This is a genomic window from Spirosoma humi, from assembly GCF_054776575.1.
Genome location: NZ_BAAHBR010000001.1, coordinates 210893 through 236663 on the forward strand (window position 1 = coordinate 210893; position 25771 = coordinate 236663).

28 protein-coding genes are annotated in these 25771 nt (G+C 49.7%); 13 read left to right on the forward strand and 15 right to left on the reverse strand.

The features are described 5' to 3' along the window. Positions 1-57 precede the first annotated feature (57 nt). Together ACYU8Y_RS00880 and ACYU8Y_RS00885 are read left to right on the forward strand one after the other, a co-directional pair. Positions 58-945 (forward strand): PE-PGRS family protein, encoded by an 888-nt coding sequence (locus ACYU8Y_RS00880; RefSeq protein WP_460933231.1) that lies wholly within the window; start codon positions 58-60, stop codon positions 943-945. A gap of 81 nt (positions 946-1026) precedes the next feature. After that, a complete protein-coding gene (locus ACYU8Y_RS00885) occupies positions 1027-2202 on the forward strand; it encodes a sodium:proton exchanger (RefSeq protein ID WP_460933233.1) in 1176 nt (391 codons plus the stop codon). Positions 2203-2206: 4 nt separating this feature from the next. On the opposite strand, the gene ACYU8Y_RS00890 is transcribed toward ACYU8Y_RS00885, so the two are convergent. Continuing rightward, complete coding sequence (locus tag ACYU8Y_RS00890) at positions 2207-2542, reverse strand: hypothetical protein (RefSeq protein WP_460933235.1); 336 nt, start codon at positions 2540-2542, stop codon at positions 2207-2209. Between the two features lie 36 nt (positions 2543-2578). Between ACYU8Y_RS00890 and nhaD the strand changes: the two genes are divergently transcribed. Then, positions 2579-3874 (forward strand): sodium:proton antiporter NhaD, encoded by a 1296-nt coding sequence (gene nhaD, locus ACYU8Y_RS00895; RefSeq protein WP_460933236.1) that lies wholly within the window; start codon positions 2579-2581, stop codon positions 3872-3874. An 80-nt stretch (positions 3875-3954) separates the two neighbouring features. Beyond that, positions 3955-4668: a hypothetical protein gene (locus ACYU8Y_RS00900; RefSeq protein ID WP_460933238.1), complete on the forward strand. Its 714-nt coding sequence runs from the start codon at positions 3955-3957 to the stop codon at positions 4666-4668. Between the two features lie 97 nt (positions 4669-4765). Here ACYU8Y_RS00900 and ACYU8Y_RS00905 read toward each other — a convergent pair whose 3' ends face one another. Both ACYU8Y_RS00905 and ACYU8Y_RS00910 read right to left on the reverse strand, forming a co-directional pair. Continuing rightward, a complete protein-coding gene (locus ACYU8Y_RS00905) occupies positions 4766-5854 on the reverse strand; it encodes a hybrid sensor histidine kinase/response regulator (RefSeq protein ID WP_460933240.1) in 1089 nt (362 codons plus the stop codon). A 36-nt stretch (positions 5855-5890) separates the two neighbouring features. Further along, positions 5891-8008, reverse strand: coding sequence for a sensor histidine kinase (locus ACYU8Y_RS00910; protein ID WP_460933242.1), 2118 nt, complete (start codon positions 8006-8008; stop codon positions 5891-5893). Between the two features lie 274 nt (positions 8009-8282). Between ACYU8Y_RS00910 and ACYU8Y_RS00915 the strand changes: the two genes are divergently transcribed. Next, a complete protein-coding gene (locus ACYU8Y_RS00915; protein ID WP_460933244.1) occupies positions 8283-8573 on the forward strand; it encodes a hypothetical protein in 291 nt (96 codons plus the stop codon). 65 nt (positions 8574-8638) lie between these two features. Here ACYU8Y_RS00915 and ACYU8Y_RS00920 read toward each other — a convergent pair whose 3' ends face one another. The 5 genes from ACYU8Y_RS00920 to ACYU8Y_RS00940 all read right to left on the reverse strand — a co-directional run bounded on the left by ACYU8Y_RS00920 (position 8639) and on the right by ACYU8Y_RS00940 (position 11173). Then, positions 8639-8845: a helix-turn-helix domain-containing protein gene (locus tag ACYU8Y_RS00920; RefSeq protein ID WP_460933246.1), complete on the reverse strand. Its 207-nt coding sequence runs from the start codon at positions 8843-8845 to the stop codon at positions 8639-8641. A 163-nt stretch (positions 8846-9008) separates the two neighbouring features. Beyond that, the gene (locus ACYU8Y_RS00925) at positions 9009-9308 is read right to left on the reverse strand and encodes a winged helix-turn-helix domain-containing protein (protein ID WP_460933248.1); all 300 of its coding nucleotides are present in this window, start codon (positions 9306-9308) and stop codon (positions 9009-9011) included. Then, positions 9305-9955, reverse strand: coding sequence for a hypothetical protein (locus ACYU8Y_RS00930; protein ID WP_460933250.1), 651 nt, complete (start codon positions 9953-9955; stop codon positions 9305-9307). The genes ACYU8Y_RS00925 and ACYU8Y_RS00930 overlap by 4 nt, the downstream gene beginning before the upstream one ends. 51 nt (positions 9956-10006) lie before the next feature. Continuing rightward, positions 10007-10378, reverse strand: a complete 372-nt coding sequence (locus tag ACYU8Y_RS00935; protein ID WP_460933252.1) for a diacylglycerol kinase family protein — start codon at positions 10376-10378, stop codon at positions 10007-10009. Between the two features lie 81 nt (positions 10379-10459). After that, on the reverse strand, positions 10460-11173 hold the full coding sequence (locus ACYU8Y_RS00940; protein WP_460933254.1) for a DUF1361 domain-containing protein: 714 nt from the start codon (positions 11171-11173) through the stop codon (positions 10460-10462). Between the two features lie 347 nt (positions 11174-11520). Here ACYU8Y_RS00940 and mazG point away from each other — a divergent pair, with 347 nt between their 5' ends. The 4 genes from mazG (at position 11521) to ACYU8Y_RS00960 (ending at position 14122) form a co-directional block, all read left to right on the forward strand. After that, a complete protein-coding gene (gene mazG / locus ACYU8Y_RS00945; protein WP_460933256.1) occupies positions 11521-12345 on the forward strand; it encodes a nucleoside triphosphate pyrophosphohydrolase in 825 nt (274 codons plus the stop codon). Between the two features lie 74 nt (positions 12346-12419). Beyond that, positions 12420-13169 (forward strand): metallophosphoesterase, encoded by a 750-nt coding sequence (locus tag ACYU8Y_RS00950; protein ID WP_460933258.1) that lies wholly within the window; start codon positions 12420-12422, stop codon positions 13167-13169. Positions 13170-13358: 189 nt separating this feature from the next. Beyond that, entirely contained in the window at positions 13359-13700 is a 342-nt protein-coding gene (locus ACYU8Y_RS00955; RefSeq protein WP_460933260.1) for a hypothetical protein, read from the forward strand. Continuing rightward, positions 13700-14122, forward strand: coding sequence for a hypothetical protein (locus ACYU8Y_RS00960; RefSeq protein WP_460933262.1), 423 nt, complete (start codon positions 13700-13702; stop codon positions 14120-14122). The genes ACYU8Y_RS00955 and ACYU8Y_RS00960 overlap by 1 nt, the downstream gene beginning before the upstream one ends. Before the next feature lie 61 nt (positions 14123-14183). On the opposite strand, the gene guaB is transcribed toward ACYU8Y_RS00960, so the two are convergent. Both guaB and ACYU8Y_RS00970 read right to left on the reverse strand, forming a co-directional pair. Then, the gene (guaB, locus tag ACYU8Y_RS00965; RefSeq protein WP_460933264.1) at positions 14184-15656 is read right to left on the reverse strand and encodes an IMP dehydrogenase; all 1473 of its coding nucleotides are present in this window, start codon (positions 15654-15656) and stop codon (positions 14184-14186) included. Positions 15657-15849: 193 nt separating this feature from the next. Further along, on the reverse strand, positions 15850-16272 hold the full coding sequence (locus tag ACYU8Y_RS00970; protein ID WP_460933266.1) for a DUF2141 domain-containing protein: 423 nt from the start codon (positions 16270-16272) through the stop codon (positions 15850-15852). Between the two features lie 40 nt (positions 16273-16312). Here ACYU8Y_RS00970 and recJ point away from each other — a divergent pair, with 40 nt between their 5' ends. Continuing rightward, positions 16313-18052, forward strand: a complete 1740-nt coding sequence (gene recJ / locus ACYU8Y_RS00975; RefSeq protein WP_460933268.1) for a single-stranded-DNA-specific exonuclease RecJ — start codon at positions 16313-16315, stop codon at positions 18050-18052. A 23-nt stretch (positions 18053-18075) separates the two neighbouring features. Here recJ and ACYU8Y_RS00980 read toward each other — a convergent pair whose 3' ends face one another. Beyond that, positions 18076-19290: a DUF2252 domain-containing protein gene (locus ACYU8Y_RS00980; protein ID WP_460933270.1), complete on the reverse strand. Its 1215-nt coding sequence runs from the start codon at positions 19288-19290 to the stop codon at positions 18076-18078. Between the two features lie 125 nt (positions 19291-19415). Here ACYU8Y_RS00980 and lptB point away from each other — a divergent pair, with 125 nt between their 5' ends. Beyond that, positions 19416-20147 carry an LPS export ABC transporter ATP-binding protein gene (gene lptB, locus ACYU8Y_RS00985; RefSeq protein WP_046376351.1) on the forward strand — a complete coding sequence of 244 codons (732 nt, stop codon included), beginning with the start codon at positions 19416-19418 and terminating at the stop codon, positions 20145-20147. Positions 20148-20180: 33 nt separating this feature from the next. Here the strand turns inward: lptB and recO are convergent, their stop codons facing one another. Then, positions 20181-20873: a DNA repair protein RecO gene (gene recO, locus ACYU8Y_RS00990; protein WP_460933272.1), complete on the reverse strand. Its 693-nt coding sequence runs from the start codon at positions 20871-20873 to the stop codon at positions 20181-20183. A gap of 88 nt (positions 20874-20961) precedes the next feature. Between recO and ACYU8Y_RS00995 the strand changes: the two genes are divergently transcribed. Then, positions 20962-21798, forward strand: coding sequence for a fumarylacetoacetate hydrolase family protein (locus ACYU8Y_RS00995; protein ID WP_460933274.1), 837 nt, complete (start codon positions 20962-20964; stop codon positions 21796-21798). Between the two features lie 102 nt (positions 21799-21900). Here the strand turns inward: ACYU8Y_RS00995 and ACYU8Y_RS01000 are convergent, their stop codons facing one another. Continuing rightward, entirely contained in the window at positions 21901-23040 is a 1140-nt protein-coding gene (locus ACYU8Y_RS01000) for a 5-(carboxyamino)imidazole ribonucleotide synthase (protein WP_460933276.1), read from the reverse strand. Positions 23041-23148: 108 nt separating this feature from the next. Next, positions 23149-23847 (reverse strand): head GIN domain-containing protein, encoded by a 699-nt coding sequence (locus ACYU8Y_RS01005; protein WP_460933278.1) that lies wholly within the window; start codon positions 23845-23847, stop codon positions 23149-23151. Between the two features lie 361 nt (positions 23848-24208). On the opposite strand from ACYU8Y_RS01005, the gene ACYU8Y_RS01010 reads away from it, so the two are divergent. Further along, positions 24209-24895, forward strand: coding sequence for an ABC transporter ATP-binding protein (locus ACYU8Y_RS01010; RefSeq protein ID WP_460933280.1), 687 nt, complete (start codon positions 24209-24211; stop codon positions 24893-24895). Here the strand turns inward: ACYU8Y_RS01010 and ACYU8Y_RS01015 are convergent. Further along, complete coding sequence (locus tag ACYU8Y_RS01015) at positions 24872-25705, reverse strand: aminotransferase class IV (protein ID WP_460933282.1); 834 nt, start codon at positions 25703-25705, stop codon at positions 24872-24874. The genes ACYU8Y_RS01010 and ACYU8Y_RS01015 overlap by 24 nt on opposite strands. Between the last annotated feature and the right edge of the window lie 66 nt (positions 25706-25771).

The window sequence follows — 25771 nt, forward strand, 5'->3', positions numbered from 1 at the left end:
TCATCATTTTCGTCTTTCAATTCGTTACTTTGGCACTTGAATCAACCGGAAGTCTTCATGCGTACTATCATTTTGGTGTTTTTAGGGATGGCCGCGGCTGCGTGCAAACTCAGCGTACCCAGTGTTTACGATGCCAATTTTGCATCCGATCCGACGGTTAATCCCGTAACGCCCGGTCAAATTGACGAAGCATCGGGTATGGTCGATAGCCGCAGCCAGCCCGGTTCGCTCTGGATCGAGCAGGATAGTGGCAGCCCGGCCGAACTGGCATTGCTGGATTACAATGGAACCATAAAGGGTAAAATTACAATACCAACCCTCGTCAATCGCGATTGGGAGGAGTTATCTTCCGGGCCAGGTCCGCAGGATGGGGTCAACTATCTGTACATCGGTGATATCGGAGACAACAACGCTCAATATCAAGCTGTCCAGATTTATCGGCTACCCGAGCCTGCTTCTTTACAATCGCCAATCACGTCGATTGACCGAATCAATTTTCGGTATCCGCAAGGACCCCGCGATGCCGAAGCCATGTTCGTCGATCCCCAAACGAAAGATATTTATGTGATTTCCAAGCGGGAAGAAAAAGTACACCTCTACGGATTAGCTTATCCACAAAGCACCAGCGACCTGATTACCGCTACCGATTATGGCGAGTTACCTTCGTTCGGGGGCGGCCTGGCCAATTACGTAACGGGGGCGGCTATCTCGCCCGATGGGAAAGAAATTCTGGTCAGAACATACACCACGGTGTATTACTGGAAGCGCGATGGCGGTCAGAGTATTCCGGATGCGCTGCAATATGGCACCCGGCGCTCATTGGTTACCCGGCTGGAGCCTCAGGGAGAAGCGGTCTGTTTCGATAAAGAGGCAAAGGGCTTTTTTACCATTAGTGAACGGGCAAGTGCTTCATCCGTAAATTTATATTACTACGCCAAAAAGTAATGAGTGATTGACTGCGTGGCTGAATAAAAATAAGGCTGGTATTCATTCATTTACTCAATCGCTCAGTCATTCTTCCGCCGAATGGATTCATCAATTCTGATTATAGTCCTGAGTTTATCGGTATTGATTTCCTATGGCTTCGACCTGTTCAGTAGCCGGTTCAAAACACCCTCTGTTTTGTTACTGCTCTTGTTGGGCATGCTGACCCGGCAGGCGACGCAGTATTTCGATGTTCAGGTTCTTTACGTCAATGCCATTTTACCAACGCTGGGTACGCTGGGCCTGATTCTGATTGTGCTGGAAGGGGGGCTCGACCTGGAGCTTCACACCGATCGGTTGAGCGTACTACGGCGAACGCTGCTCGCTTCGTTGCTGGCTATTGTTGGCGGCACCCTGCTCATGGCGGGTATGCTCTACCTGCTTCTGAACGACTCGTTCTACCATTGCCTGATTGCCGCGCTGCCGTTTTCGATCATCAGCAGTACCGCAACGGTTCAGCGGGTAGATCAACTGTCGGGGGGGCAGCGCGAATACGCTGTTTACGAATCGGCCTTTGCCAGTATTCTGGGGATCATGGCCTATAATTTTCTGTTGCTGAGCCGGGATTCGGTCTTGAGCGCGGTATGGCTCTTTGCGCGGGATACGTTTTTTATGGCCATTATTTCCCTGATCTGCTGCTTTTTGCTGCTTTATCTGATTGGCCGAATCAACCATCGCATCAAATTCCTGCCCATCATATCGGTTCTTTTCCTGGTCTACGCACTGGCCGAGATCAACCACCTGTCGTCGCTCCTGCTTATTCTTATTTTCGGTTTGTTTCTCAACAACACGGAATTATTCATTCGCGGCCGACTCAGCCTGATTCTCAAGAATGATCTGTTTGAGAAAGAACTGGATCAACTCAAAAACCTGACGGCTGAAGGTTCTTTTGTCGTGCGCACGTTCTTTTACCTGATCTTGGGCTATGTAACCATTCCTCAGGAGTTGATTGATGTCGACGCGCTGATTGTGAGTGCCTTATTCGTGCTCATCATTATTGGCTGGCGCTGGGTAACGCTTCGGCTGACCTACTGGGGAACATCAGGAGCCTTGCTGTGGATAGCTCCACGGGGCCTGATCACAATTTTACTTTATCTAAACATTCCCGAGGACTTACGATTACAGGGCTTCCGGCAAGGCATACCGCTTCTGGTCGTCGTTTTCCTCTATCTGGTCCTTATGACGGGCATCGTGGGAAAGCGAAAGGCGAAAGCTTGATGAATCATTCCCGCACGTATTTCCAGAAGGCCCACCATCGTCGCGATTGTAAGTACGCCAAGTTCTGTTCGTTGGCGAACGCTTCCCGCTCAAAGCTGATGTTCCGGTACGCCTGATAATGCTGACCATATTGCACCCGGCGAATGAGGTATTCCAGAACATACCAGAAATAGAACAAAACGATACCCAGTTCGGCTTGCTGGCGCAGATGAATTCGTTCGTGGTTGAGGAGGGTAGGCCCTGGATTTGGTTGCTTGACCAAAATAAACGGAAACAGAGCCATCCCATCCGGACCAAGTGAAGCAAGGTGAATGACGAACATAGACGCGGGTAGGTTCATAAGCGGCTAACAAGAATTAGCAAAAAATAGCTCATTATGACAAGTATACTGACGGTTCTCTTTGTAATCGGTTACCTGCTAATTACCCTGGAACATTCCATTAAGATCAACAAGACGGCTACTGCCCTCATTACCGGTATCATTTGCTGGGCAACCTACGCCCTTATGGCAACCGATGCCGAAGCCGTCGGGCATCAACTGGAGCATCACCTGACGGATACCGCTGAAATTTTGTTTTTCCTGATGGGAGCCATGACGGTTGTCGAATTGATTGATGTGCACGATGGGTTTACGCTCATTACTGACCGTATCGCCAGCCGCAATATTCGCACCCTCCTCTGGATTGTAAGCCTGCTCGCCTTCTTCCTGTCGGCTTTGCTGGATAACCTTACGACCGCTATTGTCATGGTGTCGGTAGCCCGTAAATTAATCCGAAATGCCGAAGATCGGCGTGTCGTGGCGGGTATGATTATTCTGGCAGCTAATGCCGGGGGGGCCTGGTCGCCTATTGGCGACGTTACGACCACCATGCTCTGGATTGGTGGCCAGATTACCACGGGCCATATTATCCGCACGGCCTTATTACCCAGTCTGGTTTCTTTACTGGTGCCATTATTCATCCTAACCCGCGTTTACAAATCCAGCACAGACGAAAAACCAGCAACTGCCAGGTCGGGAATTAGCCGACCTTACGTAACGCCCATGTCTCGCCGTGACCGGCGGATTATGCTGGCCATCGGGCTGGGCGGTATGCTGTTCGTACCTATTTTTAAATCAGTCACTCATTTGCCTCCCTACATGGGCATGATGCTGGTGCTTGGTTTCATCTGGGTAGCCTCAGAGATTTTGCACAGCGACAAAGACGAAGCCGAGCGAAAAAAATTTACGGCATCCTACGCCTTAAGCCGGATCGACACGCCCAGTATTCTATTCTTTCTCGGTATTTTGCTGGCCGTTGGGGCATTGGAATCGACGGGTGTACTACGGTCGCTGGCCAGTTCATTGAGCCAAACCGTCGGTCATCTGGACAGTATTGTCCTGCTCATTGGCGTTGCATCGGCGGTGGTCGATAACGTACCCATCGTGGCTGCGGCTATGGGAATGTATGATATGCAGACCTACGCTGTCGATGATAAATTGTGGACATTTCTGGCTTATTGCGCCGGTACGGGCGGCAGTCTGCTGCTGATTGGCTCGGCGGCCGGTGTAGCGGTTATGGGCATGGAAAAGCTGGCGTTTGGCTGGTATCTGCGCAGGATAAGCTGGCTTGCCCTAATTGGCTATGTAACAGGGGCTCTGACCTTTTTAGCCCAGTTCGCGCTGTTGGCCTGATCAATGACGACAAGCATCCGGCCTATTGCTGTTTTAAGGTTTACCCTATATCTTTGACTAGATACATTCGCTGAAAAAATATGAAAAAGCTAGTATTTTTTGTTGGCGTGCTAACCGCGTGCTGGCAATCGGCTCTGGCGCAAACAACGCCAACGGCCGATCAGGTAATCGACAAATACATTGCTGCCATTGGAGGCAAAGACGCTCTGATGAAAGTGACCGATGTGACCACCAGCATGTCCAGCGAAGGGCAGATGGGCGCTATCATGATCACGCGGAAGCAGAAGCTGCCGAACAAGTTTTCTATGGTTATCAATGCCAACGGTATGGAAGTGATGAGGCAGACGGGCGATGGCTCGAAGGTGGCTATGGGAGGCATGCAGGGCAGCCGTACCATTGAGGGGCCAGCTGCCCTGCAGATGACCGCGACCAATACCCTCTTTCCTGAGTTGCACTACACCGAAAACGGGGTGAAAACGACCCTGGTCGGCCCGGAAAAAGTAGACGGCAAAGACACCTACAAACTAAGCCATACAACCGCCGATGGATCGGCTACCTGGACGGATAACTTCGATGCGACGACGGGCCTCAAAGTGCAGTCTGTGGTGACGAATAAATCACAAAGAGGAGAGGAGATGACGTCAACAATGGTGTATTCCGATTATAAAGATGTTAACGGCATCAAATTTCCGATGACGATCCAACAGCAATCGCCCCGTGGGCCCATGACCATGACCATCGATAATGTGAAGATCAATAAAGGCTTGAAAGATTCGGATTTTACGGTGAAGTAATCGAAACTTATATGAAAGCCTCCGGGTGCATTCCACCAGCTTTTGTATAGGCTGAATCGTATAAAGGGTGCCCGGTTAAACCAACGGAAACAAACGACTATATAGGCAATTGAACAACCACCTGCGTTGTGCCTAAAGCGATGCTCTCAATATGTAGAGACCCCTTATTGAACTCTAACAGCTTGTGTGTAATGGCTAGACCCAATCCGAAGCCTTGCTGTTCGTACTTGGGGCGCTCGAATTGCCGGTAAGCAGCTGTTTGTTTGATATCATCCTGATGAAAAGGCTGTCCGTGATTCAGCAGCGTCAATTCATAATAATCTGGTTTTAACTGACCAGTTATATGAATCGATTGATCCTCATCCGAAAACTTAACGGCATTGTCTGTCAGTTCCTCAAGAATGATCGCCAGGTTTTCATGCGAGATACGCAGGTGGGCCTGCTCTAGTTCTATCTGACACGGAATATGCCGATTTTGACGATAGCTTGCCGAAAGTAGATGCTTGTTGAGCGCGTCAACCGTAATATCGGAGTGGCCATTACTGAAAAAGCTGTAGGTGATGTCCGAGGGGTCAACGGTCTGCAATCGGGTAATCAATCGGTTATTGTCCAGCGATCGTTTCAGGCGCAGGCAATTCACTTTGATCATGTCCAGCATCGACAAGTTCTCGGTGCGGCTAAACTCTCCGTAATAATCGATTAATAAGGTAGTAAAGCCCAGTATTCCCGTGAGGGGCGTATTGTATTCGTGGGTAGAGAGGTTTGTCATGGCCCTGAGCTGCTCCTGCAGAAGTTTCTGGGTATTCGCCTTTCGTTGCGCTTCCCGCTGGAGCCTGGCCCGAATGGCTGTCAGCAGGATATCCATCGTAAAAGGCTTTGTCAGGTAGTCGTCGGCGCCCAACGCCATTCCTTTGCGGGTATCCGTCATATCTGCTTTAGCCGTGAGGAACAAAAAGGGCGTGTGGCTCAACAACGGGTTGGCGCGAATGACTTCGAGGGTTTGAAAGCCATCCATTTCGGGCATCATCACATCGCACAGGATCAGGTCTGGCTGCTGCTGCGTAGCCTGTACAATACCTTCTTTTCCGTTGGCGGCTACAAACACAGCAAACCCATTCAGAGCTAACAGCTCAGCTAGGTTCTCCCGAATAAGTGTCTCATCTTCAATTAATAACAATTTCTGCATGACGGTGGGTAGCGCTTCGGATAAATAGTTCAGAAATCAACAGCCGTAAGATTGATAGGGAATTTTGATCGTACAATGCGTGCCCCGGTGCTCTTCGCTTTTAACCGTAAGGCTTCCCCCATGAAGTTCGACAAACTGGCGTGCAATCACCAACCCCAGTCCTGAGCCCTGGATAGTACCGGCGTTGCTGGCTCGAAAAAAGGTATTGAACAGTTGCGACAGTTCGCCGGCCGGAATGCCAATACCTGTATCGACAACGGTTAAGACAAGCTGCTTCGGTTCGAACTGAACGTGCAGGGCCGGGTTCTCACCTGAGAACTTAAACGCGTTGGAAAGTAAGTTGGCCAGCACATGAGTCATTAACTTTTTGTCCAGATATACCAACTGCGGTTGGCCGGTAACCGCAACGACGACCATTCGTTTATCCTGCCGTTCGTCAAAGTGAGTCTGGATCACATCATCAACGAGTTGACTAACGTCGGTTAGTTGAGGGGTATAATCAATTTTACCGGCTTCGATTTTGGCCACATTCAACAGATCGGACAACATACCACTAACATTGAGAATCTGATTTTCAATATTTGCCAAATGGCGTTGAATAACCGGCTGGGCGGCTTCCCTGGGCTGCTCCATGTAAAGCTTCACCAATTCGACACTGGATTGGATAGTGGCAAGTGGCGTGCGAAACTCATGAGATGCCGTAGTCACAAATTTTGATTTCAACTTGTTCAATTCCTGCTCTCTTGCCAGCGACTGCTGCAGTAACATTTCAATTTGTTTCTGAGTAGTAATATCGGTGGCCATACCTACGTAACCCGTTATCATGCCCGATTCATCCCGAAGTGCCGTTCGGGTGAGCACCACTGGCGTACGACGCCCATCTCGACTAATTACCGTAAAATTATCGGGTTGGTTATCAACAAGTAATTTAAATAAGTCGAAGGTTGGTGAAATGGGTCTGCCTAGTTGTTCGGTTAGTTTTTTAGCCTTATTTTCCAGGTCGTCAGGGTCATAAAACATAACCGGATTGTGTTTCCCGATGAGTTCATCGGCACGATAGCCCACCAGTTTTGCAGCTGCTGGATTGACCGTCTGAATGATTCCCTCTGTGTCGGTTGACATGATGGCGACACCCGCATGTTCGAATATTGCTTTTTGTAAGGCCGACAGCTGGTAAATTTCGGTTGTTCGTTCGGAAACCAACTGCGTCAGGTTATCCGTATGAATCTTCAACTCCTGTTCTGTGTTTTTTAGCTGCGTTATATCCTGAGAAGAGAATAAAACGCCATCGCCACAGGGTGTCAGAGTAAACTCACCCCAGATTGTTCGTTGCCCGGATGTATATACTTGTTGGTATTGCTGCGGTTGCTGCGTTTGGATGACAGTTAATAACCGCTCGAAAAAACCATTTTTTACCACTTCCGGGAACACTGATGTCAACAGGTGGCCGGTCATCTGCTCAATCGGCAAACCTGTAAAGGCAGCATTCTCCGAGTTGGTAAAAACGTACTGAAAGTCGACAATCTGATCCTGTTTCCAGACGGATTTCCAGAGTACCAACCCGACAGGGCAGGTATCAACAACGGTTTGAAGCGTCTGATTCGTCCGATTTAGTTCCTGGTTGAGGTTTTTTAGCGTCTGACTGGCTTGGGCGAGCTGCAACTGACTTCGGCGCAGTTGTAGTAGCGAGACTACCTGACGAGCCAGCGCTTTCAAGGTTTCTTCTTGCTGGGCTGACAGTTGTCGGGGTTTATAGTCAAGTACGCACAAGGTTCCCAGTGCCTGCCCTTCTCCATCGACCAGGGGCATACCCGCGTAAAAAAGAATACCATTTTCGTTTGTGACGAATGGATTGGTACTGAACCGCTCGTCGAGACGGGCATCTGTAACAATCATCAGGTGATCTGGTTGGTCGATGGCATAATTGCAGAACGTATCCTGGCGTATAGTTTGCGACAAAGCTAATCCATGTACTGACTTATACCACTGCCGATGATCGTCCAGTAAACCAATCAACGAAATAGGCGTCTGGCAGATATGAGAAGCAATTTGCGTTATTGCATCGTATTCCTGTTCGGGCAATGTATCCAGAATATGGTAGCTGGCCAGGGCGTCTAGCCGTGCTGCTTCTTTGTCAAGTGTTGATGTCGTCATGTCGCTGTCCGGCAGAAACCAAGGCAACCGTTTTAATAAAGATTAAAAAAAGGCTACACAAACATAAACCGATTATGGTGAAAAGTATCACTGAAAATATATATTATAGATTTATAAAATGTTCATAATGAAAACAAATCTGGATGAATGATCGGCACAAGTTAAAGAAAAGTGACATGACCTTATCAAAAAGGCTTACTAGTTTTGCTGAAGCAGGCACCCCGGCTTAAGCTACTTTCAGAGGCTTTCGGAGCACGTTTCAACCATCGTAAGCATGAAATTTAGAAAGGAATTTATTGACGCACTTTCCAACAGCAGAATTGCACATGCAGGCCAATGGCAAGTGGAGGTTCAAAACCTGCTTTCAAACTATATTTTTCTTACCAGTTTGCTGAAAAAAGAGCGGGCCCTTTCTCCCGAGATGGCCGATCGATGCCGGGATTTGCAGAATCAATTGACCCATACGTTAACGCAACTTGTGCATGAGGTAGATGGCTGGAGGAAAATACGGACGCGTCTGACGAAGCGAATCAGGCCCTGCTTCTGCGCCATATCCATAAAATGAGTGAGTTAAACGGGCGTATTTATACGTTCCTTAACCCGCCGGATTCAGCGCCGTAATCTAGTCAGTCAATCGAAGCAATGACTATGTTTCTGCCGATTCCACTCAGGGTGCGCCTGCGCCCGATGAGACTGTCGAAAGCGTAGGGGCGAGACTTGGTGAGCTTCTTTAAAACCAATGGAGAAGTAAGACAGACTGTTGAACCCGCATTGACTGGCAATTTTCTGCAGACTACAATCTGTTTTTTTGCAGCCGGTGTTCCTGTAGAAGCTCACTAAAGTGTTTGGGAAATATTTCTTCAGGTTCCGTTGCAGCGCTGAAAGACTACAAGTGCCTGTTTTCCATTGGCGGCCACGCTGACTTCATAACCCTGTAATTGTAATAACTCGCTGTAGGATAAACCAAAGGGCTACCTTACAGCGAGCGCTGAGTCGGGCTCTACAGATTTTTAATAAATTCTTCCAGCGCGGTCAGGTGGTCCGAAAAAGCTTGCTGACCCGCATCGGTGGCGGAGTAGGTTGTGTTGGGCTTACGCCCAATAAATTGCTTTTGCACAGCCACATAACCGGCTTCTTCCAGAGCACGCAGGTGGGTGGCCAGATTCCCGTCGGTCAGGCCAAGTAGCTCTTTAAGCGCGTTGAAACTCATGAACTCATTGACTACCAGTACCGACATGATGCCTAGCCGTGCTTTGCTTTCAAAGGCTTTATTGAATTGAGCCAGCAGGTCGTTCTTCATTCAGTAGTTCGTTCGTATTTGAAATACATGGCTAGGCCATACACGATGTGCAAAACGCCAAACCCAAGAGCCCAGGTTAGCAGGTTGTAGCCGGGCCAAAACAACGATAGTAGGCCCAGGCCGATTTCGCAGTAGGCCAGCGACTCCACATCGCGAAGGGTATATTTACTGCCATTCAGCAGTGCCAGCCCGTAAAAGATGAGCGTTACCGGAAAGGCCAGCCAGATTAGGTTATACTGCAACAGCGCCAGGCAAAATACGCCACCGGTAGCCAACGGGACAAGCATGCCCCACACTAATCGCTGCGATGATGTATTCCAAACGGTCTGACCCTGGCGTCTGGCCTTTCGAACCGTGAAGTAGCTTCCTGATAACAACGCCAGTACCAGGACGACCAGAGCCACCGTGACCAGAAACTCCCTGACTTCCTGACGATTCATGTGGGTATAATAGGCATCGGAATAATCGTGGCGAAGTGCCGTAAATAAACCCGTCTGTAAGCGTGCCGAGACGATAATGGCCCCTATCAGCGCGATTACGCCTGCCGAAACGCCCGACAAGCCGCTTAGTGACAGAAACTTAGAAGAACGCTCCATCAGGCTACGAATTTCCGTCAGGGTTTGTAGATGTTCGCGCGATTCGTGCATGAGCAAAGGGTAAGCGTTGGAAAGGGTAAATGACAGAAAAGAGAATGTGTTTTATGGGTAAATAAAGGGTAGTACATGGCCGCCGAAAATAATAAGGCCCACCAACACAGCCACGATGGTTAGAATCAGGACCGCGCCGGACGAGAGATCTTTAATGGCTTTGATTTGTGGGTGTAAACCCGGCGATACAAAATCACATAGTTTCTCGATGGCGGTGTTAAACGCTTCGGCCGCCCAAACAAGCCCAATCTGGGTTAAGATGATGGTCCATTCTAAGGGGCTAAGGCCCAGGACAAACCCAGCACCAATAACCAGAATAGCCACCAGTAAATGCACTTTGGCGTTGTTCTCAAACCGAAACAAATCCAGAATGCCCTGCCCCGCAAACCGAAAACTACGCAGCACTTTAGGAAAATCAATCATTTGGCAAATCTAATGCGAAAAGAACAGGCTTTCTAGTTGCCAGACGTCTGATATGTAGCTACCAGCATCAGTGTTTTACGCTTATTGAGCACTGCGCTCGAACTCGTTTTCGTGTTCGATGTACCAATAAAAAGCTACGTACATCAGGAACAGAACAAAGCCGTAAGCGATGGTCAGTTTTATGCTCAGGTGGTCATGATAGGCGCGGGCAATCGCCATCGTTAGTGCCGTCGGACTGGTAAGTACATCCCAACTATTCCACCGGCCAACGCGGCCCAGATAAATACCAAAGCCTGACAGAATCTGGCTGCTTAGGATCAGCGCCCATGTTAGTAAGGTACCCGCCAAGGGCCGAAGCATCCGATGAACGATGAGAATGGAATACAAACCGACCAGCAAGCCCGTTAAGGCAAAAACGAACAGCGCCATGGTGTCGAACCAGAGTAAGGGCTGGTCGATATCCTTGATATGGAACAGATCGGTAATGATGTAAGGAGCATTGGGCAAAAAGGCCAGCCAACTCGCCAGACCACCTGCCAGCAACCATTTATTTCGAAAGCCCGACTGCCGTAAGTCGCGTAAGACCAGCACGACACCCAACGGAAACCAGGCCAGGAACAGGTTCCAGGTCAGCATGATGAAAAACCACCAGTTGCCCGTCAACAAACCCCGTGTCGTTACCAGACAAAGTCCAGTAAGTGTCAGGAGCGCCAGTGCCCGGGTCCCTTTGCCAGGACGGGCGTCGCGAGGAGAGATCATACCGGAAGGGTAAGGAGAGGTTGTGGAGAGATGCATAGTATAAAGTACTTTGTTTTGCAAAGTAAACACATTAATCAAATTGCTGTCAAGCAGACAGGCATAAATATTTTTAGCGATTTAGAATTGATTCGATCTGCTGCCGGAACCAGACTGTCCTTACGAGGTTTTCTTGTCCAAATTTAATTGGGTCAGGTAAAGTGTATAAAATGAGTTCTTCCCGTCCTTTTCCAACGTTATTTGCGTGTGATATATTGACTTTAGGTGTTCTGGTAAATCCGTCAACTGCACTAACCATCGACAGCTGCACTGATCGAATCGCCCCTTCTGCAGCTGTAATCCCGGCTTTCATAGTCCGTTCCTCGTTTTTCCCTTATCTTTACCGTATGACGTTTACTGAAATGACTCCCCGCCGTCGGGAACAACTGATGGCGTTTGACCGGCTTCTAACTATCATGGATGAGTTGCGCGAACAGTGTCCCTGGGATCGCAAACAGACGCTGGATAGCCTGCGCCACCTTACCATCGAGGAAACGTACGAACTCTCCGACGCTATTCTGGAAAACGATTTGCCCGAGATTCGGAAGGAATTGGGTGATATTCAACTACACCTCGTCTTTTATGCCAAAATCGCATCCGAAACGGGCCAGTTCGACATGGCTGATGTCCTGAACGGTATCTGCGACAAGCTCATTCACCGTCACCCGCACATTTATGGCGATTCCAACGGGGGTAAGGTTGTTGCCGAAACGGAAGAGCAGGTGAAAGCGAACTGGGAGCAGCTTAAGCTCAAGGAAGGAAACAAGTCGGTTCTGGGCGGAGTGCCGGGCTCGTTACCTGCTCTGGTGAAGGCAATGCGGATTCAGGAGAAGGCGCGGGGCGCCGGTTTCGACTGGGACGAAAAAGAGCAGGTCTGGCAGAAAGTAGAGGAGGAGATGCAGGAGTTCAAAGCCGAATTCAATGCCGATACGGATGCCGTTATTGACCAGCGACGGGCCGAAGGAGAGTTTGGCGATCTGCTTTTCTCACTTGTCAACTATGCCCGGTTCATCGATATCAATCCGGAAACGGCCCTTGAACGAACCAATAAAAAATTTATTAAACGTTTTCAATACATTGAACAGCAGGCCCGTGCCCAGGGTAAATCGCTAAGCGATATGACGCTGGCCGAAATGGACGTGTACTGGAATGAAGCCAAGAAAGATGTATGAAATAGTATATAGTTTATATTCGTCGCATCATACACGCCCTTACCTGATACACCTTACATCATTCCGCTTCCATTATGCGAATTGCTTTCCTGACTGATTTGCACCTGGGTGCTGACGGTGATCTTGTCCAGAACGTGGATGTCCGGCAAAACTTTTTGATGGCGCTGGACTATCTGGCTGAGTTGAAGCCGAATTGCCTGGTGCTGGGCGGAGATATCTGCGATACAACTGGTAATCAGGAAACGTATGAGTGGGTGAGGATGCAAATCGACAAACTCCCCTTTCCGAACTACATTATTTCGGGTAATCACGATGACCCCGTACTGCTGGCTAGCGTATTCAACAAGCGGCACGATGTACACACGGGCGAATTATATTATGCGTTGCCGCTTGAAGGGCGTCCGGCTCTGTTTTTAGATTCGTCGAAAGGCTTCTTTTCCGATAATCAGTGGGACTGGCTTCGGGAGTATATGCTGGCCTTGCGCGATACGAACGTAGTGATTTTTATGCACCATCCGCCTTTGCCCGCCGATGTCGCCTTTATGGATCGCAAATACGCGTTTCGGCAAAGCGAAGAGTTTCTGGAACTGGTACGCGAACTACCGTGCCATGTAACGGTAATTTGCGGACATTACCATGTAGAAAAGGTTGTTCAACGGGGAAATCTGCTCGTATTACTGACGCCGTCTACGTTCTATCAGATGAAACAGGATGCGCTCGAATTTGCTATCGATAGCTACCGCATCGGCATCCGTGAGGTGAACCTAACCACGCATGGAACAAACAGTGCTGTATTTTATGTCGAGCCTCAAACGGAAGTCTGAGCTACCAATGCTGGCGGGACCAGGTAAACCCTACGCCACGGTAAGGGTTTCTACTTTTTGTATATCCGTAGAGCTACCTGGCTGAAAATCAGCAATTATACGAACGTAAATTCCGTATTTCTTCTCTGTAAAAAGCTGCTCTGTCAGCCGACCTTTGATGAAGTTTTCACCTTTAACGAACTTCTCAAAATGGAAACATCAAAACCGGTCAAAGGCAGTGAGTTTCATGTCCTGCTGGGTGGTCTGAAACTTTCGCCTAAGCTCGAAAATCACATCGCTTCGGAAATTCAACGCGTGGTTGCAGCCGCTTTAACTGATTATCCCAACCCCGACGACCCGGATGGCAATGATGGTCCCGCCGGTGGGCGACGGCCTCATGGTACCGGACGGTTTGGTCCGTACGTAGTCATCCCGTCTAAAGAATGGTTAGGGCGCTGGCTTCAGCTTGTTGGCAAAGATTTCAAGGTTAACCCCGAGCAAATCAATCAAATCGAGCGAAATCTTCAGAAAGGAATTCAACAAATAGGCTGATGTTACAGCCTCAAACCACCTTATGTCCCAGTGCAACGGCTCAGGAAGGGGCGTTGCTGCTGGGCGTGGTCGGCCCCGATCAGTCAGTGCGGTTCCTGCCCGAACCGGCACCAATGACTGCCGACCTAACAGAGGCTGTCACCGCCATCGATCATCCCGAACAGCATTTTCGTTTTGCTAATCGGTGTGTTAAATCGGGCTGTAGTCAATGGCAATCCGGGCGGTGTGGGGTGATCGATCTGGTCATGTCGGTTAATCAGCACTTGGCAGCGCCCATTGCGTTACCGCATTGTGCCATTCGGGCGCAGTGCCGCTGGTATAAACAGACAGGCCCCACGGCCTGTAGTGTCTGTCCATTTATTATTACCGACTCATCGAAAAGTGATGAAGAACGGCTGGCGTATATAGAGAAAGGTGGGTAGCGTATGGTCTATGATGTATGCATATCACCTACACCATGGACCATACGTCATACCTCGTCTTCTATCCTACTGAATAATTCGGAGCTTCTTTCTGAATCGAGATATCGTGCGGGTGGCTTTCGCGGGCACCTGCCGTTGTAATCTTCACGAATTTGGCTTGTTGAAGCGTTGGAATGTCGATAGCACCGCAGTAGCCCATACCGGCTTTCAGGCCGCCTACCATCTGATACACGATTTCCGATACTTTCCCTTTGAACGGAACCCGGCCAACGATACCCTCCGGAACCAGTTTCTTGATGTCATCCTCGGCGTCCTGGAAATACCGGTCTTTAGAGCCATCTTCCATCGCTTCCACCGAGCCCATGCCGCGATAGGTCTTGAACCGACGACCTTCGTACAGAACGATCTCGCCGGGAGCCTCTTCGGTACCGGCCAGAACCGAGCCAATCATAACCGTGCTGGCACCACCGGCCAGCGCTTTTGTGATATCACCCGAGAAACGAATGCCACCGTCGGCAATAACAGGAACGCCCGTACCCTGTAGTGCTTTGGCGGCTTCATACACAGCCGTCAACTGGGGCATGCCAATGCCGGCAATGATCCGGGTAGTGCAGATACTGCCCGGTCCTACGCCAACTTTCACTGCGTCGGCACCGGCATCGGCCAAAGCCTTCGCGCCTTCACCCGTTGCCACGTTACCCGCCATGACCTGTAATTTGGGAAACTGCTGTTTGATACTCCGAACCGCATCCAGAACACCCTTGGAGTGACCATGTGCCGTATCGACACTGATTACGTCAACGCCCGCTTTGACAAGGGCCTCGATGCGCCGGGTTAAATCGGGCGTAACGCCAACGGCCGCTCCGACACGTAACCGCCCCAATTCATCCTTACAGGCATTGGGGTGACTCTTTTTCTTGAGAATGTCTTTGTACGTGATCAGCCCAACCAAATGATAATCGTTGTTGACGATCGGGAGTTTTTCAATCCGGTACTGCTGCAAAATACTCTCGGCTTCTTCGAGCGTCAGCCCTTCGCGTGCCGTAATGAGATTTTCACGCGTCATGATACCGGTAACGGGTTGCGACAGATCACTCTGGAATCGTAGATCGCGGTTGGTGAGGATACCAACCAACTTATTGTTCTCATCCACAACCGGAATACCACCAATTTTGAACTCACGCATGATCTTCAGCGCGTCGGCAAGCGAAGCGGTTTCGAGTAGGGTGATGGGGTCAATGATCATCCCGCTCTCGGAGCGCTTTACTTTCCGAACCTGGTCGGCCTGAGCCTCGATGCTCATGTTTTTGTGGATAATACCGATACCGCCCTCCTGCGCCATCGCAATCGCCAGCGCCGATTCGGTAACGGTGTCCATAGCCGCCGAGATCAGGGGGACATTTAGCTGGATGGTACGGGTGAGTTGGGTAACGGTTTGCGTATCGCGCGGGAGTACCTCCGAATAGGCAGGTAAAAGCAATACGTCGTCGTAGGTGAGAGCCTCGTAGAGAAATTTACTGGTATCTAAGCTCATGGCAAATAGACAAGTGATGTTATTTGCCGGATAAAATTACAAAAAAAATCTGAATGGACCAGGCTTTCTCATAGGATTCCCGGCAATTCTAAAATTTACACCTAAGATTCGCCTTAAAGTCCACAACTCCAGCGATAATCTCAGGTGTAAATCGAACCAGTTGTCTGACTATGACTGCTTTTTTTAATAATTCCTAGTTAAGCTGGATTCGAACCGTTTTGCCGTCATTGCCCACACTGAATTCGCAGTCACTGAATTTTGGCGCTGATAGTTTAGGCCGGAAATCGTTACTGAACCCGTACGGTTCTTTGGGAATGCCGAACATCTTTTTATCCATTTTTCCGTTTCCATTTTCGTCATGGTAAACGGCTATGGCATACGCGCCCGGTTCAACGGAGAAGCTCGTGCGTACCCGTTCGCTGGTAGCATCCACCTTTTTGCCTTCGACGGGTTTCCCTTCGGGGAAATCTTTTCCAGGCCGGAAGAGAGCAACGTATACAGCACCGTTGAGCGTACGAATGTTGTGTACCTCAATGGTTAAGCTGGTTTTTGCGGCAGGAGCCGTTGGCGCTGGTCTGGATGATAGCAGGGCAAAAAGAGAAAGCAAATAGAACATAAATAGAGAGTTTTTCTAAAAACGGATTTATCTTGCAATTATGATAGCCCAATCGTCACCTCCTGTAAAACGCTGGATCACCAAACCCTTCCCGGATTCGGTGGAGCAGCAGGGCGCGATAGAAACATTGACCAATTCGCTCGGGGTTAGTCCATTCCTGGCGGCCCTGTTGATACAACGAGGTGTGCAAACCTACGAAGAAGCGCGGATGTTCTTTCGCCCTGAAATAGATCATTTGCATAACCCGTTCGAAATGAAGGACATGGATCGGGCCATAACGCGCCTGCAAATGGCCATGCTCCCCGAACGGCAGGAGAAAATCCTCATCTATGGCGATTATGATGTGGATGGGACGACATCCGTAGCCCTCGTGTACGGCTTTTTGAAAAACTATCACACGGCCATCGATTATTATATTCCGGACCGGTATAAGGAAGGTTATGGTATTTCGCAGCAGGGTATTCAATGGGCAGCCGATAATGGGTTTACGTTAATTATTGCCTTAGACTGTGGTATCAAGTCGGTCGAGCGGGTAGCCGAAGCAAAGGCCCTTGGCGTTGACTTCATCATTTGTGATCACCACCGTCCGGGCGATGAACTGCCCGATGCAGCCGCTGTGCTGGACCCCAAACGGGACGATTGTGCGTATCCATATAAAGAATTGAGCGGTTGTGGCGTGGGTTTTAAGCTGCTCCATGCATTTTGCCTGCATAAAGAAATTGATCTACGTCAGCTATATCCATGCCTTGATCTGGTAGCGGTCAGCATTGCCTCGGATATTGTACCGGTTACCGGTGAAAACCGGGTTCTAGCGTACTACGGGTTGAAGCAACTGAATTCAGATCCGCGCACGGGGCTGAAGGCGTTGATTAAAATAGCCGGTTTCTCACGGGAGCTGGACATTACCAACCTGGTATTTGGGCTTGGGCCGCGGATCAATGCCGCTGGTCGAATTCAGCACGCTAAAGCAGCCGTGCAGCTTTTACTGGCTGAATCGGAAGAGGAAGCGGACGAGTTTGCGATGGCGATCAACAAACACAACAACAGCCGACGCGAATTTGACAGCAGTATTACGGAACAGGCACTGGCCATGATTCGCGACAATAAGCTATTAACGCAGGCAAAAAGCACGGTCCTTTTCGACGCTACCTGGCACAAAGGAGTTATTGGTATCGTAGCCTCACGCTGCATCGAACACTTTCACCGGCCAACCATTATTCTCACCCAATCGAATGACAAGGCGGCCGGGTCGGCCCGATCGGTGCCGGGTTTCGATGTGTACGAAGCCATTGAAGAATGTTCCGATTTGCTGGAGCAATTTGGCGGGCACACCTTCGCGGCTGGTATGACCATGTCGGTCAGTAACATCGATGCATTCCGTAAAAAATTTGAAGAAGTTGTTTCTCGCACCATCAAGGAGGAACACCTGACCCCACTGATCGACGTTGATTTACCACTGGATTTCAGCGAAATCAACGATAAGCTGTACCGGATCGTGCGGCAAATGGGTCCCTTTGGGCCACATAATATGCAACCCACATTCATGACGGAGGACGTTTATCTGGTTAGTGAGCCAATCATTATGAAAGAGAAACACCTCAAAATAAACGTTCGTCAGGGCAGGGGTGGGCAGACCTTGACGGCCATTGGTTTTGGGTTTGCTCACGTTGCGGATCAACTCCGGCCCGGTCATCCGTTCTCTATCTGTTATCAGGTTGAGCAAAACCATTACAACGGGAATACCACCCTACAGTTGATGTTAAAAGATGTTAGGGCGTAAAGGAACATCGGTTGGTTTATGAACTATACGTTGAAGTAGCCATCGTCGTAGGCGATGCAATAAACGGCATAATCGGCTTTAACCTGATGGGCATATTGTCGGGCATAGTCAATAAGCTGGTCACGCCAGCTGGCATAATCCAGCCCAAAAGCGATTAGTTCGTCGGCAATGGCTGATCCCTGCCGACCACTACTGCGCAACTGCCCCCAGGCGCATAAGTGCCCCATACTGCCAAGCAGATTTTCCAGTTTCTTTACCTTACCACTTAACTCGGTCAGGCTGATCTTGTCTTCGCTGGGCTGAAGTTCACGCAATACATACGACGCACCATCGGGCATCAATAACGGATGAAGTAATGCCGGTGAAGCTGCCTGAATTCGTTTCTGAACTTCAACAATCCGTTCGGCTTCGCTGAACCAAAACGGCTGCTGATCGGCCAGACGAATTTGAAGCGTTGACTGTCGGGCTCGCTTTAAATCCAGCAGGTACTCCCTGCCGGGGCGTCCTGACCCCCGAACCAGAATCATAAATCGTTCAATGCCCAGACTGCCCGTTCCGGCCACACGATGAGCTACATCCAGCACAGAAAAAAAACGAGGATCGGGCTGGCTTTCCGCCCAGCCGTTTATTACGTTGGTAATATGGGTTTTTGTGGCCTGATCAATTTTAGGCGTAAACAACATCCGCTTTCGAAAGAGGGTATGCCGCTTTTTGTATGCAACCCGGCTTTCGAGAAACAAATGCCGTTTCCGGCACTCCACCGAACGAAGCAGCGTGCGAATAATTCCCGTGGCGGTATCCTGTTCCAGTTGCCGGACGTAGCCACGAGCCAGCGCAAGTGCATACGAATCGGTGAAGGTTTTGACCAGATGATCTAGTTCATCCGCGTGTAGGTTCAAGTCATCGGCGGCCACGAACAGGCTACACGTCAGGCGGGCCAGATCGGTCAGATTAGGGGCTAGAATGCACTCATCAAAGTCATTCAGGTCAAAATAGGTGACCCGATTGTCCGCTTTAAACGACCCGAAATTCTCCATGTGGAGGTCGCCGACATTCCATGTTCGCGGAGCATTCCAAAGGAATGAATCGACCGGGATATCCTGATTGAACAGGTGACTGGTTCCCCGAAAAAATCGGAAGGGACTTTCGCGCATAGCCGCATATTTTCGTCTCATCAACACGGGATTTCGGTCAGCGTTGAATAAACGGATACGCCAGGGAGTGGAAGATTCAGCCATAATATTTGTTAATTAACGGGGAATAGCGGGACAGCAACTTAAATATAGTTGCCAGTCGTTGCTATTAGCCCGACCTTTGTGGTACCGGTTGACAGCGTACCAGCGTGTAGCAAGAACGTATAAGAATGATTCTCAGAACTGAAAATTTGATTAAAAAATACGGATCGCGGTTGGTGAACAACAACGTATCCTATCAGGTTGAAACGGGCGAAATTGTAGGGCTGCTGGGGCCAAACGGAGCCGGTAAAACAACGTCGTTCTACATGGCTGTTGGCCTGGTGAAACCCAATAGCGGGAAAGTTTTTATCGACGATATGGATGTGACCGATTTGCCCATGTACAAACGGGCCCGTCTTGGCCTGGGTTACCTGGCGCAGGAAGCCTCCGTATTCCGCGATCTATCGGTTGAAGAAAATGTACTGGCCGTTCTGGAAATGACCGATTTGCCCAAAGCAAAGCAGAAGGAAAAGGTAGAGGAACTGCTTGAAGAATTTAGTCTGACGCACGTTCGGAAAAGCAAAGGAAAGGTGCTTTCCGGAGGGGAGCGCCGACGGACGGAGATTGCCCGTGCGCTGGCCGTTGACCCTAAATTTATTCTGCTCGATGAACCCTTTGCTGGCGTCGATCCAATTGCCGTTGAGGATATTCAGAGTATTGTTGCCAAATTGAAACACCGGAATATTGGCATCCTGATTACTGACCACAATGTGAATGAAACGCTGTCCATCACCGACCGGGCCTATCTGTTATTCGAGGGGAAAATTCTAAAGCAGGGAACTGCCGAGGAATTAGCCAACGATGAACAGGTACGGCGGGTGTACCTTGGACAACATTTCGAACTCAAACGCAAAGTATAATCTGTCCGTCATTTCCGGTATAAGAAGCACGCCTTATCCCAACACCTCGCGCAGCACCGGCAGCGACTTTACTTCGCCTAGGGAGTCAATATGAATGTGGTAGTACGTGACCAGGGCGTCGGCCAGCTCATTCCGGGCAGATCGGTCCAGCTTGATTGGCGTGCCGAAGGGCTGGCGCAGCATCGTATTCAACGCGGTATCCATCTCCTCGTCGGGTAAGAAAGGATATGAGTTTTCGCGGAGCTGACTCTCGAACTCACGCGCACTCTCGGGCCCGAATCCCAAAAAAAACGAAAGCTTGAACAGAAACACGAGGTGAAAATTTTCATAATTTGACTTCGCTTCTTCCAGAAAAACTACCGAATCGACCAGGAAACGGAAAAGTATCGGACTGCCCGTTTCTTCTTTCAGCACTTTGTTGAGCATCTCTGTCACGAACATGGCAATGGTAGACTTGCCCACTTCGAAGGGCAAGCTCTGGAACGGAAAATTAGTTTTGACCTCCGAAAGCCGGGTCAGATCACGGTCACTTTTGAAGTAAACCACCATTTCCAGCAACGTTAACGGCTGAAAAAGCGCAATGCGGTTATTTTTGCTCTTGGCCGTTCGGACACTATTGACAATGTAACTTTGCAAGCCAAACTCTTCCGTGTATACGCGGGCAATGATGGAGGTTTCGCGGTAGCGAATATAACTGAGGGCAATACCCCGTGTTTTTTGCAGCATCTCGGGTTGACAGTAAACTATACAATATAACACCTTTTAGGGATAAATTGGTCTGTTTGTTGGCCAATTACCGCTTAGTTTGTCACTTATGAAACTTTACAAAACTCGTACCGGCATCATCGCTGAATCGCAAAATCAATTTTATTCCATTCCTGGCGCAGATTGGGACGAATTGATCAACCGAGATGATTTGCATGAATTCTTAAACACCCTGACTGCGGTTGCTGAGCCATCGGATGAATACCGGGCGGCAACGTCATCCGGATTGCTCGCACCCATTGGCCGTCAGGAAGTATGGGCATCCGGCGTAACGTACCTACGGAGCCGGGATGCTCGTATGGAGGAGTCGAAAAAGTCAGGAGGAGATAACTTCTACGATCGGGTTTATGATGCTGAGCGGCCCGAATTATTCTTTAAGTCGACATCCGAACGCGTAGTCGGGCCGGGCGCAGCGGTTCGCATTCGGGCCGATTCGAACTGGAATGTGCCAGAACCGGAATTAACGTTATTCGTGACGTCGTCGGGCAAAATTGTAGCGTATACCTGCGGCAACGACATGAGTTCGCGGAGTATCGAAGGCGAAAATCCACTTTATCTACCCCAGGCCAAAAGTTACGATGGAGCTGCGGCCCTGGGCCCATGCCTGTACGTTCCCAATGCACCCATTGCGGCTGATACACAAATCCAACTGGAAATTATCCGGGATGATCAGGCTGCCTTTACCAATAGCATCGCCATCAGTCAGATGAAGCGGCAGCATACCGAACTTGTCTCGTTTCTCTACCGGGAGTGCTCTTTTTCGTACGGTTGCTTCCTGATGACGGGGACGGGTATTGTTCCCCCTGATAATTTCACCCTTCGGTCGGGTGACCAGATTCGGATCACCATCGATGGGATTGGAACGCTGGAAAATACAGTTGCGTAAATGTAGAGACGCATATTTGCGTCTCACTCAGGCACGTCAGTAATATGTGTTTCGTTTCGTCTCTCCACATTGCTGACGCGAATGAGACGCAAGTATGCGTCTCTACGTGGAAATTACCCGAATTCCTTTTTTGACGTCATTTACTTTTTCCCGCAGACTATCCAGGGAGTGGTCCATGACGGTTACGTGGCCCATTTTGCGGAAAGGTTTGGTAATGGCTTTTCCGTAGAAAAAAGGGAAGACGCCCGGCATGGCTAATAGATGTTGCAGGCCTTCGTAAACGGCAGGCCCTGTATGACCCTCTTCGCCAAGCAGGTTGACCATGGCGGCTGGCTGATAGGCCGTGGTGTCGCCGAGTGGGTAGTTCAAGATTGCGCGCCAATGCTGCTCAAACTGAGAGGTAACGTTGGCGCGCATTGTATGGTGGCCGCTGTTGTGCGGACGCGGAGCAACTTCGTTGATCAATACGTTGCCGTGTTTATCCAGAAATAATTCCACAGCCAGCAGCCCTACGATGCCAAAGGCTTCCGTAGTTCGTCGGGCGATGTCCTGCGCTTGTTGATTGATTGTTGCCGAGATTTCCGCCGGAGCAAACAGGTACTCCACTAGATTCAATTCGGGGTGAAACACCATCTCTACCGTTGGAAATGTCTGCATCTCGCCCCGCTCATTACGGGCCACGATTACGGCCAGCTCTTTCTCAAAGTCAACCGCTTTTTCGAGTACGCCGGGAGCATCGAACGCTTTCCCGACATCGGCCACCGACGCAATCCGTTGAACACCACGACCGTCATAGCCATCGCGGCCGAGCTTATGAAAAGCAGGCAGGAAATCGGGCTGTTGAATCTCGAGCAGGGCTACATCGGCCCGAGTGTCGGTTAAAATGAAATCAGCCGTTGGCAGGTTATGGTCGCGATAAAATTGCTTTTGTAATCGCTTGTCCTGAATGATGCGAATGACAGAGGGTTGTGGGAAAACCCGTTTTCCTTCCCGCTCGAGGGCTTCGAGCGCATCTACATTGACGCGTTCAATTTCGATGGTCAGGACATCAACCGCCTGACCAAACTGGTAAACCGTGTCATAATCCGTTAGGGAGCCCTGCGTAAACTGAGTGCAAAGGTGCCGACAGGGAGCTTCGGCGTCGGCATCGAGTACATGAACGCGGAGGTTCCAGTCAATAGAAGCTTGCAAAAGCATGAGGCCAAGCTGGCCCCCGCCGAGAATTCCGATAGTAGGTGTCAAATCAGTTTGTCGTTTGAGGGTTGAACGTTTACCCGTTCGCTTTATAGAACTGCCGGGTGTTCCTGTTCAAACTACAAACTACGGACTTCAAACGACAAACTACAAACGTTAATCTTTCCGCTTAATATCTGAGCCACCAGATTTACTACTTGCCAGCACTTTTCCGTGACCGTAGTAATAGATGTCAGAGCCCCCTGAGGCTTTTAAGCTCATTTCCTTGCTGGCATTGACATACACGTCAGAGCCCCCTGATGAGCTGGCATTACACGTCTCAGCGATGAGTTTACGGGCGTCGAGGTCGGAACCTCCCGAACCACTGGCATTGAGTGTCCGGGCTGAGCCCTGCAGAATCGCATCGGCTCCACCCGATGCCGACACATTTAATCGCTCCGCTCTGAGGTCTAATTTTACGTCAGATCCTCCTGAAGCGTCCACGTTCAGGTCATTAAATGACAGGGTCCCCTGGCCAAATACATCGGAGCCGCCATTGGCCTGCAGATTGGTTAATTGCTTGAAGGTAATATAGGCTTTTACAGAGTTGCCCTGGTTAAAATTCCAGTTCATGCCTTTTCGATCGACGTACAGCTCAAGAACTCCATTTCTGACGCGCGAAACGATCTGGTCTTCTTCCAGCCCTCTTACGTCTAGGGTCAATTTTTCCGAATTGCCCTGTGTCAGGTATACGTCTATACCACTGGTCACGCTCAGGCCCGTAAAACCGGAAACCGTCCGGTCTTTTTTCCATTGGCTGCTGGCCGTATGCGAACCCGCTACCAGCATGAAAAGTACTAGAGCAATTGCTTTCATTGTGTAGATGGTTTTAGCTTTATTAATAGATGACGAAAAAGCAGGTTACGTTGCATGATGAACCCCAAAGGTGTCCGATTTCAACGGTATATTTGTCCGTAAGCGGACGCTGCTGATACGGGTATAGTGGGTAAAATTCTGTCAATTAGAGTTTTATGATTCTGGCACGACGCTTGAACCGCTAAAGAAAAGAATTTTATTTCAACTGTAGAACCATTGATAACGATGACTGTTCGGTCAGCCTACGTTCACCTTCGGATACTTATATCGAATTCGGGTTTTATATCGGCAGGAATGCCATTAACATCAGAAACTCACATAGCCTTAACCTACGCAAAAACCTTTTCAAAAGTAACCAATTATGATTCAACTCCACAACGTCTCTAAATACTACCCGGCTGGCTTCGGACGGACCTATGTGCTGCGTAATATCTCCCTCGATATTGCCCAGGGCGAGTTCGTCTCGATCATGGGACCGTCGGGGTCGGGTAAGTCCACGCTACTGCACATCCTGGGTCTACTGGAAGAGCCATCCGAAGGAGAGTACCTGCTCGACGACCAGCCGGTGCAGAAATTATCCGAGAAAAGACGTACCGAACTCCATCGGACACAAATCGGATTCGTATTTCAGGCCTATCACCTGATTGATGAGTTAACTGTTTACGAAAACATTGAAACCCCTCTACTTTACAAAGGATTGAGCGGCTCCGAACGCAAAAGTCGTGTAGCCGAACTGCTCGACCGATTCAATATTGTGGCCCGAAAAGATTTATTTCCCGCCCAATTATCGGGTGGCCAGCAGCAACTGGTGGGCATTGCCCGGGCGCTGGCGGCACACCCATCCGTCATTTTTGCGGATGAGCCGACGGGCAATCTTCACTCCGATCAGGCCCGTGACATTATGGATATATTTCGGGAGCTAAATCAGAAAGATGGCGTAACCATCGTTCAGGTAACGCACTCCGAATCAAATGCGGAATATGGGTCACGGATTATCCGCCTGAAAGATGGCTGGCTGGAACCTTCAGCGTTGAATGTGACGCCATAGTGCCTTAAGCCGTTCTGCTGCCTCGCCTGACGGACGTATACTGATAGTATTTACCTGAGTCAGCCATTGAATGCCCATTACGTTTGCGCAGAATACGGCTTCGGTTTCGCTCAGTAGTTCAGGTTTGTAAAGGCCCTCCTGCACGGAAATACCCAACGCTGGGGCTGTACGTAAACATTGCTGCCGGACAATGCCGTTGATGCAGCCGGTTTGCAAAGAGGGCGTGTATAAGGTTCCGTGGGCGTACCAGAATAGGGTGGAGGCCAGGCATTCGGCAAGATGACCATCGGTATCGAGCAAGATGACGTCATCGAGTTTATGTTGTTCTTTATACACACCCGCCAGCACGTAGGGAAGGGCATTCAGGGTTTTAAAAGCCGAAACGGGAGATGGCGATAACCGAAAGGCGTCATAAATCCCTGTTTGGGCTTTTTCTGTGATTGAAAAGGCATTTCCGGGCCGCACCGTGATAAGTAGGTTGGCTTCATTCGTGGCAGGTGTGTATAAACCACCAGCTTGCCGCCAAACCTGGATTTTGATTCGGGCGGGCTGACGGGTGAGGTCATTGACCCTGAGAAGGTGTAAAATAGCCGCGTGAACGGTTTCGGACGTCAAGTTTTTGGGTTGTGTAAGCTGTAAGGCCGTCATACCTGCCGATAGGCGGGCATAGTGATCGGGCCAGAACCAGACTCGATTCGCTTCGTAGCGAATGGTTTCGAAGAGGCCGTCGCCGTATTGAAAAGCGCGGTCATTTATTAACAGGCGAAAGTCGCCTTCAGAAAGTATATCCGAATTATAAACCAGAAACATGCTTAGTTTGCGCCGTTTATCCCAAAACGATAGCCGCGCCGAAGGTAAGTTTGTATCATTGAACCA